The sequence below is a fragment of the Flavobacterium sp. A45 genome, from assembly GCF_002001005.1.
Lineage (GTDB): Bacteria > Bacteroidota > Bacteroidia > Flavobacteriales > Flavobacteriaceae > Flavobacterium.
In genome coordinates this window covers 1-16,006 of record NZ_MUNX01000112.1, presented here as the reverse complement: position 1 = coordinate 16,006, position 16,006 = coordinate 1, and the positions used below count along the sequence as shown (strand labels likewise).

General features: G+C 33.8%; 13 protein-coding genes. 5 read left to right on the top strand and 8 right to left on the bottom strand.

From position 1 onward, the window contains the following. Window positions 1-37 precede the first annotated feature (37 nt). From B0E44_RS14365 to B0E44_RS14330, 8 genes are all read right to left on the bottom strand, one after another. Window positions 38-1,165, bottom strand: a complete 1,128-nt coding sequence (locus tag B0E44_RS14365; RefSeq protein WP_077376628.1) for a histidine kinase — start codon at window positions 1,163-1,165, stop codon at window positions 38-40. Window positions 1,166-1,289: 124 nt separating this feature from the next. Then, window positions 1,290-2,366, bottom strand: a complete 1,077-nt coding sequence (locus B0E44_RS14360; protein WP_077376625.1) for a porin — start codon at window positions 2,364-2,366, stop codon at window positions 1,290-1,292. 81 nt (window positions 2,367-2,447) lie between these two features. Then, a complete protein-coding gene (locus tag B0E44_RS14355; protein WP_077376622.1) occupies window positions 2,448-3,002 on the bottom strand; it encodes a K(+)-transporting ATPase subunit C in 555 nt (184 codons plus the stop codon). Window positions 3,003-3,176: 174 nt separating this feature from the next. After that, window positions 3,177-5,210, bottom strand: coding sequence for a potassium-transporting ATPase subunit KdpB (kdpB, locus tag B0E44_RS14350; protein WP_077376619.1), 2,034 nt, complete (start codon window positions 5,208-5,210; stop codon window positions 3,177-3,179). Window positions 5,211-5,221: 11 nt separating this feature from the next. Continuing rightward, the gene (gene kdpA / locus B0E44_RS14345) at window positions 5,222-6,943 is read right to left on the bottom strand and encodes a potassium-transporting ATPase subunit KdpA (RefSeq protein ID WP_077376616.1); all 1,722 of its coding nucleotides are present in this window, start codon (window positions 6,941-6,943) and stop codon (window positions 5,222-5,224) included. A gap of 122 nt (window positions 6,944-7,065) precedes the next feature. After that, on the bottom strand, window positions 7,066-7,143 hold the full coding sequence (gene kdpF / locus B0E44_RS19105; RefSeq protein WP_016362011.1) for a K(+)-transporting ATPase subunit F: 78 nt from the start codon (window positions 7,141-7,143) through the stop codon (window positions 7,066-7,068). 113 nt (window positions 7,144-7,256) lie between these two features. Next, window positions 7,257-7,538, bottom strand: a complete 282-nt coding sequence (locus B0E44_RS14335; protein ID WP_077376654.1) for a hypothetical protein — start codon at window positions 7,536-7,538, stop codon at window positions 7,257-7,259. A gap of 175 nt (window positions 7,539-7,713) precedes the next feature. After that, complete coding sequence (locus tag B0E44_RS14330; RefSeq protein ID WP_165688812.1) at window positions 7,714-9,057, bottom strand: sigma-54 dependent transcriptional regulator; 1,344 nt, start codon at window positions 9,055-9,057, stop codon at window positions 7,714-7,716. Window positions 9,058-9,273: 216 nt separating this feature from the next. On the opposite strand from B0E44_RS14330, the gene panB reads away from it, so the two are divergent. The 5 genes from panB to B0E44_RS14305 form a co-directional block, all read left to right on the top strand. Continuing rightward, window positions 9,274-10,092 (top strand): 3-methyl-2-oxobutanoate hydroxymethyltransferase, encoded by an 819-nt coding sequence (gene panB, locus B0E44_RS14325; RefSeq protein ID WP_077376613.1) that lies wholly within the window; start codon window positions 9,274-9,276, stop codon window positions 10,090-10,092. 85 nt (window positions 10,093-10,177) lie between these two features. Beyond that, entirely contained in the window at window positions 10,178-10,873 is a 696-nt protein-coding gene (locus tag B0E44_RS14320; protein ID WP_077376610.1) for an RluA family pseudouridine synthase, read from the top strand. A 74-nt stretch (window positions 10,874-10,947) separates the two neighbouring features. Continuing rightward, window positions 10,948-12,276, top strand: a complete 1,329-nt coding sequence (locus B0E44_RS14315; protein WP_077376607.1) for an aldehyde dehydrogenase — start codon at window positions 10,948-10,950, stop codon at window positions 12,274-12,276. A 354-nt stretch (window positions 12,277-12,630) separates the two neighbouring features. Further along, window positions 12,631-13,401, top strand: a complete 771-nt coding sequence (locus B0E44_RS14310) for a hypothetical protein (RefSeq protein ID WP_124019340.1) — start codon at window positions 12,631-12,633, stop codon at window positions 13,399-13,401. Between the two features lie 773 nt (window positions 13,402-14,174). Further along, window positions 14,175-16,006: PAS domain S-box protein (locus tag B0E44_RS14305; RefSeq protein WP_165688811.1), on the top strand; the 1,832-nt coding region annotated here is incomplete at its 3' end.

Below are 16,006 nucleotides of genomic sequence, written 5' to 3'. Positions count from 1 at the left end.
ATTCCTTTTTCATTTTTGAAATCATGGCGATTTCATATTATGATAAAATTACTAGGTCAATATTAGATGAAGACAAATTATTTAACAATCTGTTGAAAATGGTTGTAGACAAAATTACTTTAAATAAATTAAAATGCGGTTTTCCTATACAAACTGTTGTGATTTGCTTTTGCTTAACCACTTCCAGCATGGCATCCGTGATATTTTTAGCTTCTACTTTAATAACTTCGGCTCCTAACTGTGTGGCTAATTTAAAATTATTGATCAAATGCCGTTGCTTATCGAGTGCAATTTTATCACTGCTTTCCTTTGGCGTCTGAACATACAAAACAGACCAATCACTGTTGTAATAACTAGCCAAACGGGCCGTTTTTCTAATGACAATTTTGGCTGTTCTGTCATTACTGCTAATACAGGCCAATAACTTTTCATGACGCAAAGCTAGATTTTTTGGCACTTCACTCTCTACTTTTCGAACAACCTGACTGGCAACTTCCCTCAAAGCCAATTCACGTAATTGCAAAATTTGATCCGACTTAAAAAAATTATTCAAAGCGGTCTGGATTTTATCGGCAGTATAAATCTTACCTTCTTTCAAACGAGCAATCAAATCCTCCGAAGTCAAATCGATATTAACCACCTCATCGGCCAACCGCAATACATTATCAGGAACTCGCTCTAAAACGTCAACATTGGTAATTCGCTTTACATCCTCATTTAAACTCTCAATGTGTTGTATATTTACGGCCGAAATAACATTGATTCCTGCTTCTAAAATCTCCAAAACATCCTGCCAACGTTTTTCGTTTTTACTGCCTTCAATATTAGTATGAGCCAATTCATCTACAATAACCACTTCTGGACGCAAATTGATAATCGCCTGCACATCCATTTCCTCGAGCTGTTTTCCTTTGTAGAAAATAGTTCGCCGCGGAATTATTGGCAAACCCTCCAACAAATCGTGTGTTTCCTTACGATTGTGAGTTTCGATATAACCAATTTTCACATCAATTCCGTTTTTCAAAAGTGTATGCGCTTCCTGTAGCATTCTGAAAGTCTTGCCCACACCGGCACTCATACCGATGTACACTTTAAACTTTCCTTTACGTGATTTTTGAATTAAATCCAAAAAGTGTTTGACATTATTTTCTTTTTCGTTATCCATAAGTTAAACTTGCTATTGAATCATTCCACTTCAAATAAACCTTTTTAAACCATTAAGAAACTAAGTGCTGCCAAACTTAATTCCTTAATGGTTTCAAATAAAATTTACAATTTATTATCTTTTTTTAAATCGATATTGCCAAAGATGCAGTTATAAAAACATTACTGTTGGTAGGGTCGTTATCTTTCAAAAAGATATCATCTTTGCTATTCAAAGTTCGTGCTTCTATTCTAAACATTACATTTTCTGTTGGCAAATAATCAAAATTGGCTGAGAAACCATAGGTTTTAAAACCATTTGGAGTTCCTGTTGGGATAATTACCCCTTTTTCATCTTCATAATATTCTCCTCTTGCGGCCAACTGAATTTTGTCCGTTGGCTTGTATTGAACAACTGCAGATGGAGTGTACCAAACATCGTAATCGCTGCTTCCTTTTGCAGATTGCTGCGCTCCAATATCAAAACCGGCGATAATACTTGTTTTATCGGTCAATTTAAATGTTCCGTAAAAATCGTTAAAATAACGCCATTTCTTATCAACATCAGGTTGTTCGTTTCCAACATAAGTACTCCAGTTTAATGCCACTTTTCCGGTTGGCTTGAAAGTCACCTGAGTTCCAAAAGCAGGCGTTTGATTACCATCAACTTTTTGGATACGTTGCCAACCGTTTAAATACATTACCGCCAAATACCACTGCTCAGATTCAGAAGTATATCCAACTTTAATCCCTGTTTCATAATAGGGTGAATTTTCGGCACCAATACTTCTTGTCAAAGTCATACAATCTTTTCCAATCGCACTTTCAGATCCAATATGTGAAGGCATAACTCCTGCATCAATCCAAAGATTATTGTCTTTTGAAATTTTAACACCCACATTAGCTTCATAAACATTTTTCAACAAATCTTGTTCTGCTGCCATGTTGTATTGTGCATACGTTCCAGCCATAAGTGCCAAGTTCCCACGAACATTTTCTTTCGCATAATTCACTTTTGCCATCCCCAAATTCAAATTAACTTCATTGGATCGATTGTAACTGTAAATAAATCCTGGCTTGGTATGATTATCTGGTTTCCCAAAATCATAGCTGTAATACACATCCACATAAGCGGAGAAAGTAATTGGACTTTTTGACTCTTCTTGAGCACTAATTGTTGTAAAACCAAAAGCTATAAAAGCTGTAACTATTATTTTTTTCATTATTTTTGTTTAGATTTTTATTAATCAATGCCCTTTCAGATCCCTGACCGGGGATGTAAATCTGAAAGGGTTGTTTTTTTTTTATTTCAACTCATCCAGAGCAACATTCAATTCCAGTACATTTACCGTTGAAGTTCCCATAACTGATGGTTTGTTGATTTTGGTTTGCACCAAAGCCAGTACTTTTTCTTCAGATAATTTACGTTCCTTAGCAACACGTTTTACTTGAATCAAAGCACCTTCAGGAGAAATATTTGGGTCTAAACCACTACCTGAAGCTGTTACCATATCTGATGGAATCTCCGATTTTTTCAAATATGGATGAACAATCAAAAACGTGTCGATTCTTTTTTGAACCAAAGCCAAATAATCTTGATTGCTTGGTCCTTTGTTACTTCCTGCACTTCCTGCAGCGTTATAATCTACTGCTGATGGACGTCCCCAAAAATAATTTGACTTGTCAAATTTTTGTCCAATTTTTTGGTAACCAACTACTTTTCCATTAACAGAAACAGTTTCTCCTTTTCCTTTATTTGGAGCAAATTGTGCAATTCCATATATCGCCAAGGGATAAATGACTGCAAATAAAACTATCGTTAACACGGTAAATTTTACTATTGAAAATATGTTTTTCATTTTGTTTGTTTTTTTCCTCACCCCCAGCCCCTCTCCAAAGGAGATGGGAGCTATTGTGGAAATAGAGGTTATTAATTTTTATTCAATTTGAATTATAATTTGTTTCTATTTTGCACTTATTATAATCCGCCTCGTCTCCCCCTCTCCTTTGGAGAGGGGGTTGGGGGGTGAGGACTACATAAATAATGCTACTAGTAAATCGATTAACTTAATTCCGATGAAAGGAATGATAATTCCTCCTAAGCCATAAATTAACAGGTTTCTTTTCAAGATAGCACTCGCACCGATTGGTTTGTAATCTACCCCTCTCAATGCTAGTGGAATCAATATCGGAATGATAATTGCATTAAATATCACCGCTGATAAAATGGCACTTTCCGGACTGTGCAATTGCATAATGTTCAATCCTTGTAAAGCCGGAATTGAAGCTATGAAAAGTGCAGGAACAATAGCAAAATATTTGGCAACGTCATTAGCTATCGAGAACGTGGTAAGCGTTCCTCTAGTCATCAATAGTTGTTTTCCAATTTCAATAATTTCAATTAACTTAGTTGGATCATTGTCTAGATCGACCATGTTACCCGCTTCTTTTGCAGCTTGAGTACCACTGTTCATTGCAACACCAACATCGGCTTGAGCAAGAGCGGGTGCATCATTCGTACCGTCACCCATCATCGCAACGAGCTTACCAAGTTGTTGTTCATTTTTGATGTAATTCATTTTATCTTCAGGTTTGGCTTCGGCAATAAAATCATCAACACCGGCAGCTTCGGCAATAAATTTGGCTGTCAAAGGATTATCTCCGGTAACCATCACCGTTTTTACACCCATTTTTCTCAAACGCTCAAAACGTTCTCTCATTCCCGTTTTAATGATATCCTGCAATTCGATAACACCTTGAACTTCATTATTTTTAACAACCACTAATGGTGTTCCTCCTTTTGAAGAAATAGCAATAACTCTTTCAGAAACATCTTCGGGGAAAATATGCCCCGCTTGAAGTGCAATGTTTTTTGCCGCATCCTGAGCTCCTTTACGAATATTGGTTCCGTCTCTTAAAATCACTCCACTCGTTCTGGTTTCGGCAGTAAATTTGATTAAAGTAGCACCTTCAATAGATAATTTTTGAGTCACTTCAGGCCCAGCCAATTCTACAATACTTTTCCCTTCCGGAGTATCATCGGCTAGTGAACTTAATACTGCCGACTTGATAAAATCTTCCAACTCTACTCCTTTTGCGGGATAGAAATTAGTTGCTTTTCTGTTCCCGATAGTGATTGTACCTGTTTTGTCCAAAAGTAATACGTCAATATCTCCTGCAGTTTCCACCGCTTTTCCTGACTTCGTAATTACATTAGCACGCAATGCTCTGTCCATTCCCGCGATTCCAATTGCAGAAAGTAAACCTCCAATAGTTGTTGGAATTAAACATACAAAAAGAGAAATGAAAGCTGCAATTGTGATTGGTGCATTGGCATAATCTGCGAAAGGTTTCAAAGTCACACAAACAATCACGAATATTAAGGTAAACGCTGCCAAAAGAATTGTCAAAGCAATTTCGTTTGGTGTTTTCTGACGGCTAGCACCTTCCACCAAGGCAATCATTTTATCAAGAAAACTTTCCCCAGGCTCTGAGCTTACAACCACTTTAATTTTATCAGACAATACTTTTGTTCCTCCAGTAACCGATGATTTATCTCCACCAGCTTCTCTAATTACAGGAGCACTTTCACCCGTTATTGCACTTTCATCTATAGTGGCTAATCCTTCAATGATTTCACCATCTGTGGCAATTAAATCACCCGCTTCACAAATGAAAACATCACCTTTTTTTAGTTCAGAAGATTTTACGCTTTTAATTTCCCCATTTGACAAAAGTTGTCTCGCTGGCGTTTCTTCACGCGTTTTTCTTAAACTGTCCGCTTGTGCTTTTCCTCTGGCCTCGGCAATGGCTTCGGCAAAATTGGCAAACAAAAGCGTTGCAAACAAAATTAGGAAAACAATGAAATTATAGATAAAACTACCTTGATCCTGTGCACCAAATAAAATGGCAATACATACGGCAAACATAATGGCAGTACCTATTTCAACGGTAAACATTACCGGATTTTTGAACATTGTTTTTGGATTCAGCTTAACAAAAGACTGCACCAAGGCATCTTTCACCTGCTTACTTTCAAACAATGAATTGGATTTCTTTTTAGTCATTTTTTTTTATATTATTTTAATGTAAAATACTCCGCTAAAGGACCTAGAGCCAAAGCTGGGAAGAATGATAGTGCAGAAATAATCAGAATTACGGCTAAAACCATCACACCAAAAATAGATGTATCTGTTTTTAAAGTTCCTGCACTTTCTGGAATGTATTTTTTATTGGCTAACAATCCTGCTATGGCTAAAGGCCCAATAATAGGAAGGAAACGACTCAATAATAACACAATTCCTGTTGTGATATTCCAAAATGGATTGTTATCGCCTAACCCTTCAAAACCAGAACCATTATTGGCAGCACTCGAAGTGTATTCATATAGCATTTCTGAGAATCCGTGGTTTCCTGGATTATTCAACCAGCCAGTTGCGTTTCCGCTAAACCAATAGCCCATTGCTGTATCGTTGGCGGCAAAGTAGGATGACAAAGCAGTTCCTGCCAAGATTAATAATGGATGAAGAATAGCGATGATAGCTGCAATTTTTACTTCTCGAGCTTCAATTTTCTTTCCAAAAAATTCAGGTGTTCGTCCCACCATTAAACCTGAAATGAAAACAGCCAGAATGATAAAGATGTAAAAATTCAACCATCCTACTCCACAACCGCCATAAAAAGCATTGACCATCATAGCCATCAATTGCATAGCTCCTGAAGCAGGCATTGCACTATCATGCATACTATTTACAGAACCAGTAGAAATTACTGTTGTAGCAATTTCCCAAAAACTGGTGACTGCAGTACCAAAACGTAATTCTTTACCTTCCATAGCACCGGTCGCTTGGGTAATTCCCATTCTTTCAATAGCTGGATTTCCATTAATTTCGCTTATCATTGTTGGTATAACCAGCATTAAAAAACCAGCAGTCATAACGCCAAAAACGACGTAAGAAAATTTTCTTTTGTTAAGGAAAAAACCTAACGCAAAGATCATTGCAAACGGGATGATTAATTGTGCCCACAATTCAACTGCATTAGTTAGATAAGTAGGATTTTCTAATGGATGTGCCGAGTTAGCCCCAAAAAAACCTCCACCATTTGTACCGATATGTTTAATACCAATAAATGCAGCGGCTGGACCACGAGAAACTTCAACAGCATCACCTTGCAAACTCACGATTTTATCTTTTCCCTCAAAAGTCATTGGAGTTCCGCTAAACACTAAAACCACAGCTACAATAGCAGAAAGAGGCAATAAAATACGGGTACAACTTTTGATGAAAAAATTATAGAAATTCCCTAGTTTATCAGTTGTTTTCTCTCTCATGGCAACAAAAACCATTGCGGCAGCAGCCATTCCCGTACCTGCAGAAACAAATTGAAGGAACATTAACATAAGCTGACCTAAATAAGAAAGACCGGATTCACCAGAATAGTGCTGTAAATTACAGTTCACAACAAATGAAATGGCGGTATTGAATGCCAAATCCGGTGTCATGGATGGATTCCCGTCTGGATTTAGCGGTAAACTTCCTTGAGAAATTAAAACTAAAAAGCATAGAAAGAACCAAACCATGTTTACGCTTAAAAGCGCTTTCAGATGTTGCTTCCAGTTCATTTCTTCAGAGGAATTGATCCCGCTGATTTTAAAAATAAAATTTTCAATAGGATTGAAAATTGCATCAAGCATTGTTTTATCTCCCAAATACACTTTGGCTATATACCTTCCAACAGGAATAGCCAAAACTATCGAGGTGATAAAAATACTGATGACTCCAAAAAATTCTGTGTTCATGTTTTGTTTATTAGAAATTAAATAAATTTTTGGATTTTATAAAAAGGCTATAAGCGTAATAAAGGCTAATGTCCAAGCCATAATTGCTATTGATACCGTATTAATTTTTCCCTTTTTCATTTTTAAAATTTTTCGGGTTTGATTAATACATAAACCAAGTATCCGAATACGGCGAGTGCAATAATAAATAGTGCTGTCATGATTTAGATTTTTTCAAAAAATTCGACGGATTTAAAACAAATCGCAAAAAGCAAAACTCCTAACGCGAGTAAAAGAATAGTGATTATCATATTATTAAAAATTAAGGTTAGATTTAAACTCCTGATGTACTAATTTGCTTGATATATTCTGCCTTCAACGATTTTGGAAACAGATTGGAAATACTGCAATGACGCAATTCCATAAAAGAGGAAACCGAAAAAACATACACACTCGAAATGGCATTCTTTGTCTCGTTGCTTCCTGTTTCGAACAATCGTTCGGCAAGCGCCAAACATTTTTTTGCCCGGTTAATATTTCCGGTAATAATTGCAATTTTTGTGATTTCGGCAAAGCGTTCTGCTTTTTCGTAAATCGTTGCTATTTTATTTTTCATTATTAGTAATAGTTTATTTTGTTCTTCCTCCCTTATGCCAAAAAGTATTCCAAAAAAAGAAAAAAAGTATAAAGCATTGTTTCCTAAAGCATTGTTGTTTTCGTGCCAAAAAAAGGCATAAAAAAAGCCTATCAAAATGATAGGCTTTTCTCAAAACGATAGTTTTGTTATTGACTTATTGAATATTGTATTCGTCTAATTTTCGGTAAAGAGTCGCAACTCCAATTTCTAGTAAACGTGCTGCTTCAGCTTTATTCCCTTTGGTATAATTCAACACTTTTTGAATATGAAGTTTCTCAACGCTCTGCATCGAAAAGGCTGATAATGTTTTATTGATATTACCTACTTGATGCTGTATTTCATAAGGCAAAACGTCTTGGGTCAAAACATCGTCATTCACTAGGATAACGGAACGCTCAATTACATTTCTCAATTCACGAACATTACCAGGCCAATGGTAAGTTTCTAATTTATGAAGAAAATCAGGATCGATGGTCAATGTCTTCTTATTCCCTCTTGATGAAAATTTCTCTGCAAAATAATACGTTAAGGGTGCAATATCTTTTACTCTTTCTCGCAATGGCGGAATTTTAATCTCAAAAATATTTAATCTAAAATACAAATCCGAACGAAAACGGTGTTCATCGCTTTCCGTTTTTAAATCGCGATTAGTTGCGGCAATAAGACGAAAATTAGATTTTCTAGGAGTCGTATCACCAATTTGAATATACTCATTGGTTTCTAGAACCCGTAACAATTTGGCTTGAAGTTCTAATGGCATTTCACCAATTTCATCCAGAAATAAAGTTCCTCCATTGGCTTCTTCTATAAATCCTTTTTTGTCTTTCATGGCTCCTGTAAAGGCACCTTGCTTGTGTCCAAACAATTCGCTTTCAAGAATTTCTTTGCTGAAAGTACTACAATTCAGTGCTACAAACGATTTCCCGGCTCGGTTACTATTTTCGTGAATGGCTTGCGCAAAAACTTCTTTTCCTGTTCCGGTTTCTCCCGTCAAAAGTACGGTTGAATCTGTTTTAGAAACTTTTTTGGCCAAATCAATTACTTGTTCCAATCCTTTTGATTTTCCTATAATGCCGTCAAAAGAATATTTATCGGAAATTCTTTTTTCGAGTTGTTTTACTTTCTTTTGAAGTTGCACTTTTTCCAAGGCTTTGTACAACAACGGTATAATCTTATCATTATCATCACCTTTCACTATGTAATCGAAAGCTCCGTTTTTCATTGCTTGCACACCATCCGAAATTTTTCCGAAAGCAGTCAGTAGAATGACTTCTGTTAATGGAAATGCAGGTTTAATCTTTTGAAGAAAATCAACACCATTACCATCGGGAAGTTTAACATCACATAATACAACATCAATATCATTTGTTTCCAATTTCTTGAAACCTGACTTTAAATCAGGAGCTTCAAATACATCAAACCCTTCAGATTTTATGATTCGGGCAAGAAGATGACGCAATTTTTCTTCGTCGTCAATAATAAGGATGTTTTTCAAAATTGTATTTTGTGAGTTCAATTTCCAAAATTAGTTATTTTAATTATTTGTTATAGAAATTCTTTAAAATAGTTTGGTTAAATAGTAATCTCATAATTTCCATAACCTCCTTTTTGATATTCCTTATAAAAATTCAATTTAAAAAAATTCATTTTATTACTTTTACACTCTCAAAACAAACCAATACCGAGCATTTCGGAATTAAAATCATAAATCACAATGTCTGCAATAAAAAAAGATTACAAAAGAATTACCACCAAGTCTTTAATTGATATGAAATCCAATGGTGAAAAAATTTCAATGCTTACGGCCTATGATTATACCATGGCTAAAATAGTTGATACCGCTGGGATTGACGTAATTCTGGTTGGAGATTCAGCCTCCAATGTTATGGCAGGTCATGAAACGACTTTACCTATTACTTTAGACCAAATGATTTATCACGCATCATCTGTGGTTAGAGCTGTAGAAAGAGCTTTAGTAGTTGTTGATTTACCTTTTGGAAGCTACCAATCCGATTCTAAGGAGGCTTTACGCTCTTCTATCAGAATCATGAAAGAAAGTGGTGGTCACGCCGTGAAATTGGAAGGTGGTAAAGAAATCAAGGAATCAATCAAAAAAATCTTGAATGCAGGAATTCCGGTTATGGGACATTTGGGATTAACTCCTCAGTCTATTTATAAATTTGGCACTTATACCGTTCGCGCCAAAGAAGAGGAAGAAGCTGAAAAATTAATGGAAGATGCCAAACTATTGGAGAAATTGGGTTGTTTTGCAATTGTTATCGAAAAAGTTCCTGCTGATTTAGCCGAAAAAGTAGCTAAAAGCATCTCTATTCCTGTTATCGGAATTGGTGCTGGAGGTGGTGTAGATGGTCAAGTATTGGTAATTCACGACATGTTGGGAATGAATAATGAATTCAGCCCTCGTTTCTTGAGACGTTACATGAATTTATACGAAGGAATGACTTCTGCCATCAGTCAATATGTAGAGGATGTAAAATCACAGGATTTTCCAAACGAGAAGGAACAATATTAGTGTTCAGTAATCAGGTAGCAGTATTCAGTTAGCTCGACTATGCTTAAACAATTTCAAACCTCTTTATAACCCTAAACAATCAACCTTGTCCAATAAAATAATTTCAAATAAAAACAATCTCCAAATCCTACACGAAGACAATCACTTAATAGTGGTCAATAAACGTGTAGGTGATATTGTGCAAGGTGACAAAACGGGAGACAAACCATTGAGTGATGTTGTAAAAGAATACATAAAAGACAAATACAACAAGCCCGGCGAAGTATTTCTGGGAGTGGTGCACCGATTGGATAGACCAACAACTGGAATTGTAGTTTTTGCACGTACAAGTAAAGCTCTGACCCGCATGAATGAATTATTCAGTAACAGAGAAACTCAAAAAACATATTGGGCGGTAGTCAAAAACAGACCATCTAAAGACGAAGAGACTCTCGTTCATTACATCAAAAGAAACGAGAAAAATAATACTTCCAAAGCGCATATAAAAGAAGTCCCTGATAGTAAATTGGCTAGCTTGGAGTATAAAATCATCAAAGAACTCGACAATTATTACGGGCTCGAAATTCAATTACATACAGGCAGACACCATCAAATACGAGCGCAATTATCCGCAATTGGTTCTCCAATAAAAGGGGATTTGAAATACGGTTTTGACAGAAGTAATCCTGATGGAGGAATCCATCTTCATGCCCGAAAACTGGTATTTACACACCCCGTTTCGAAAGAAGAAATTACTATTATTGCCCCAACTCCAGACGAAGTGATCTGGAAAGCCATTTAATATTTTAATGAAAAAAATATTATAATTTGAATTTTAAAATTTAACTTGCAGTATATAAAGTAATCTATTTTGCTATGAGTTACAAATTAAACATTAGTTCAAGAAAAGAAGCTTTAATTAAATTATTGGATGTAATTATCAAGCATGAAAATGAAATCATTCAGGCCTTATATGATGATTTCAAAAAACCTCCTTTTGAGTCTATTGCCACCGAAACCAATTATGTTATATCCGAATTAAAAGACACAATAAAAAACATCCACAAATGGTCAAAAATTAGAAGAGTACTCCCTTCTATACTCAATTTCCCATCAACCGATTATATTGTAAAAGAACCCTACGGCAAAGTTTTGATTATTGCGCCTTGGAATTATCCTTTTCAATTGGCAATTTGTCCTTTGGTCTCAGCAGTAGCAGCGGGCAATCAGGTTGTCTTGAAACCTTCTGAATTGACACCAAAAACTTCTGCTATACTACTCAAAATTATTGGAAAAGTGTTTCAGCATCAGCATGTAAAAGTAATTGAAGGTGGTGTTGAAACTGCACAAAAATTATTGACACAACGTTGGGATTATATTTTCTTTACAGGAAGTGTCGCTGTTGGAAAAATTGTTGCCAAAGCAGCCGCAGAACATCTCACCCCAGTTACCCTCGAATTAGGCGGGAAAAATCCTTGTATTATAGATGAAACGGCAAATTTGAAATTGGCTGCCAAGAGAATTGTTTGGGGCAAATTTTTGAATGCGGGACAAACTTGTATTGCCCCAGATTATATTTTGATTCAAGAAGACATGAAAAGCCATTTTGTTGAATTTATGAAAAAAGAAATCACAAAATCTTATGGTAAAAACCCAAAGGAATCTCCCGATTTTGCTCGAATCGTAAACGAAAAAAACTGTCTCCGATTAATGAGTTTGATAGAACCTGAAAAAGTAATTTTTGGAGGCGAAACTGACATTGAAGATTGCTTCATTGCTCCAACGCTAATTGAAGAAAATTCTCTTGACACCTTATTAATGAGAGAAGAGATATTTGGTCCATTATTACCAATAATCACCTATAAAGAAGAAAAGGAAATAGCACAAACCATTTCAAGGTACGAGAAACCATTAGCGCTATACGTATTTACCGACGATAGAAAATTTGCTAGAAAAATAGTTACTAGTTTTTCATTTGGAGGTGGCTGCGTTAACGATACTGTTATTCATTTTGCCAACAAAAGACTTCCTTTTGGAGGTGTTGGTCATAGCGGAATCGGTGCATATCATGGTCAATTGAGTTTTGATACTTTTTCCCATCATAAAGGAATTGTAAAAAAAGCAAATTGGCTGGATTTGCATTTACGATATGCTCCCTATGCTAACAAAATAGAGACCTTAAAAAAAATATTAAGATGGCTCTAACGAATAAAAAGAAAGTCGGTTAATATAAAAACACTTAAGATTTTTCTCTTTAACAAAAAAGAAACACACTATATCTACTCAATAACAGTTTTAAATCCGATAAATGCATGCTGCTACTTTGAACAAGGGGCAAAAAATTGTATTAATTAACAAAACCAATAATTACGCAACTCACCCAAGCAAAATTTTGACTTCTTAAGAGTAAAAAAATAGTAAATTTACAAACTGATTCAAAATCAATCCTATTTCAAAGTTTATTATCAAAGAAAAATGGGAAATGATTACGAATGTTTTTTTGAATAAAATTAATTTAAAATATAAATCAATCTAACCACCATAATGAACCAAATCAATATGAACCAAACGCAAGAAAGATTACACGATATTGAAAAAAACGGATACCAAATAGATTTTGCAAACGTATTTAACCATGCTTTCGAAAATTATAAAAAAATTGCTTTATATGCTGGATTAGTTCTTTTCGTTTTTAGTATTTTGTTCGTAATATTTATTGGAATATCATTAGTCTCAGTAATGGGTGTTGCTGCAATGACACGTGAGCTTTCTCCTGAAAAATTGAAAATTGAAAATCTATCCGAATCAAAATTTTTAGCTTATAGTCTTATTTCTCTTGTAGTGTCTTGTTTATTGAGTCCATTTCAAGCTGCATTTTTAAAAATGGCAGATTGTGGAGACCGTGATGAAGAATTTCATATCGTAGACTTATTCCGTTATTATAAACTTCCATATCTAACAGAAATTATTGTATCCACATTTTTAATTACAGCGATTGGTTTTGCTCAAGCTTATCTATTTTCATATTTGCATTTTGATTTACTTGGAACAATTATCACTTATTTTATATCCTTTATTACTATTCTTGCTGTGCCACTTATAATTTTCGGAAATTTAAAAGCAATTGAAGCTATTAAATACAGTATTTTGATCATCTTTAAACAACCATTTGTTATACTAGGGTTAATAATTGTAGCTTTTATAGGTTCATTAGTAGGTATTATGGGGTGTTGTATTGGGCTATTTTTTACCTTACCCTTTCTGTTTTCAATGAATTATGCTATTTATAGTGCAATAGTTGGGGTAGACAATCCTCTTGAAATAGAATAATTTTTTTCTAATTATATAAAAATAAAAAAAGTTTAATTATAGACACAAACAATTTAATCAAATAGTTAACCCCAAAATCTATGTTATTATTTTGTAGCATATTACTCTCTTTAAACTTCAACTTTTCTTTTCCAAGCTTAGTTAGTATTCTTACGCCATTAAGTCTGGAATCAACGCATTTAATATATACCCCTAGAACTCTTTTTTTGTTAGCATTGCTTTTTATTTTATTGGCAGTAATTCTTTATTCAAACTCTAGAATAAATTCTATTTTAAAAAACATAGATAACCTTCCAACCGAGGAATCAGACAAAAGAGAATACCAACTTTATATGCTGTTTCTGGGCTTAGTACTTCCTTTAATAGAAATCCTATTTGAATTGTTTCAAATTAGACCCAAAAGCCTATTAATCAACAATTTTTCTATAGGATGTTTTTTTCTGTTACTGTTTTTACTAAGCGAAAAGTCAAAATTTTTATATAATAGAATTCAAACTATTTATATTTCCTTATTTTATATTTATTCTATTTTGATTGGCTACAACATTATATTTCTGCCAAATGACATTATCCCCACTTATGCATTTATAATTTTATTTTTCTTTTCGTATATAGTTATTAAACCGATACAAAAATATTGGATTTATTCAGGAATTATTTTTTGCTATTTAGTGGTAATTTATGTTTTTGATTTAGTTCCTGTCAAAAGAGCCATAATACTTCTCAATTATTCCATTTTGGTTTTCATAATAAACCATATACGACATGTTTCATTGACAAAAATTCAAGAAAAATTTAATTTCACCAATGAAATTGTAAACAAAGGAAACTCACTTACAATAGCCACAAACAAAAAAGGGGAAGTTACTTTTTGCAGTGACACTATTACTTCAATTTTAGGATATACCCCAAGTGAAGTAATGGGATATGGATTTTGGAAACTAACCGAAGATCCTGAATTTATTGGTATTGATTATCATACAAATTTTATAGATAATCGACTATATGTTAGAAAATTAAAATGCAAAAATGGCGAATATAAATTTATCCAATGGATTGACAAACAGTTTTCAGAAGACTCCATTATTGGAATAGGTCAAGATATTACCAATGAAATAAAAATTAGAAACCAGTATGAAACCTTAATTCAAACTGCTGTAGACATCATTTTTGAAGCAGATTACAAAGGAAACTTTACTTTCGTAAATGATTATGGAATAAAGGTTTTGGGGTACTCAAAAGAAGAATTTCTAACCAAAGACTTCCAATCCATTATTCATGAAGATTATGTAAACAATACAATGGGGTTTTATAAAAACATTCAGTATTACGAAGAGAATTATACCACCCTTGAATTTCCAATCATCAAAAAAAATGGTGAAGCCATTTGGATCTCTCAAAATGTTTTTATCCGAAAAAATAGTTTCGGGGAAATTTCAGGATATTCAGGTATTGCCAGAGATATCACCTTTTTCAAAAACTTAGAAGAAGAAAAAAACAAGAGACAAGAAAAAATAGAAAAATATAGTAAAACGCTAAAAGATATTGCTGTATTAAATCATTCAAATTCACAAAAATTAGAGGATACCATTATTAATATCCTAAAAATTACATCTGTAGAATTGGAAGTAAATAGAGCAAGTTATTGGATATATGATACTGATAAAATTATATGCGATAAACTTTATAAATCGAAAACAAACACAATAGAAAGTGGGCTTCAATTTTATAGAAATGAAAATTTAGATTATTTCGAAAAAATTGAAAGTAAACTTCAAGTTGTTCAATCCGATATTATATCTTATGCTACCAATAATGAAATAAAAAGTAATTATGTAAATAGTAATGACATATTTTCAACACTTGATACTCCTGTTTTTATTGACGGTGAATTAAAAGGCATTCTTTCTTATGAATCAACAGAAAGTATCAAAAATTGGGACAATGAGGATATTAATTTTGCGAAATCCATCTCAGATTTGATAGTAATTGCTTTGGCTTCACAAATGCGTTTAGAAATAGAACAAAAACTAGCCTACAAAAGTGAACTTCTTTTAGTTATCAATAAAAATGCAAATCAATTTTTATTGCAAAAAAGTACAAGTAAACTCATTATGGGAATAATAAATGAGATTGGAAAAGTGACTCTTTCAGAACGTATTTCCTATTTTAAGAAAGATCTCAAAACAAATTTATTTGACCAAAAATGTATGTGGACAAATGAATTGCAAGATTTTGACGAAGTACATCCTAAATTGCAAAATCTGTCCTTTTCTGAATTTGACAATAGTATAAAAGATTTATCGCCCCAACAATTTTTTGAAGCTATCAAAGATAAAATTCAAAATGAAAACATAAAATTATTTTTGAATAGTTTGAACCCAAATTCAATGTTGTTTTTCCCTGTTTTCATAAAAAATGAGTTTGATGGTTTTTTTGCTTTTGATGATTCAACCAAGCAACGTATTTGGAGTAACGATGAAATTTCAATTTTACAATTATTGGTAAAAAACATATCCTCTTCTATAGAAAGAAACATAAATGAAACCATTATAGAAGAAAGTGAAGAACGTTTCCGATTATTGGCCAATAACATTCCCGGTAC

Excerpts from the sequence above, each read along its gene's own strand:
- B0E44_RS14365 (WP_077376628.1), bottom strand. The coding sequence starts at position 1,165 with ATGGATAACGAAAAAGAAAATAATGTCAAACACTTTTTGGATTTAATT.
- B0E44_RS14360 (WP_077376625.1), bottom strand. The coding sequence starts at position 2,366 with ATGAAAAAAATAATAGTTACAGCTTTTATAGCTTTTGGTTTTACAACA.
- B0E44_RS14355 (WP_077376622.1), bottom strand. The coding sequence starts at position 3,002 with ATGAAAAACATATTTTCAATAGTAAAATTTACCGTGTTAACGATAGTT.
- kdpB (WP_077376619.1), bottom strand. The coding sequence starts at position 5,210 with ATGACTAAAAAGAAATCCAATTCATTGTTTGAAAGTAAGCAGGTGAAA.
- kdpA (WP_077376616.1), bottom strand. The coding sequence starts at position 6,943 with ATGAACACAGAATTTTTTGGAGTCATCAGTATTTTTATCACCTCGATA.
- kdpF (WP_016362011.1), bottom strand. The coding sequence starts at position 7,143 with ATGACAGCACTATTTATTATTGCACTCGCCGTATTCGGATACTTGGTT.
- B0E44_RS14335 (WP_077376654.1), bottom strand. The coding sequence starts at position 7,538 with ATGAAAAATAAAATAGCAACGATTTACGAAAAAGCAGAACGCTTTGCC.
- panB (WP_077376613.1), top strand. The coding sequence starts at position 9,274 with ATGTCTGCAATAAAAAAAGATTACAAAAGAATTACCACCAAGTCTTTA.
- B0E44_RS14315 (WP_077376607.1), top strand. The coding sequence starts at position 10,948 with ATGAGTTACAAATTAAACATTAGTTCAAGAAAAGAAGCTTTAATTAAA.
- B0E44_RS14310 (WP_124019340.1), top strand. The coding sequence starts at position 12,631 with ATGAACCAAACGCAAGAAAGATTACACGATATTGAAAAAAACGGATAC.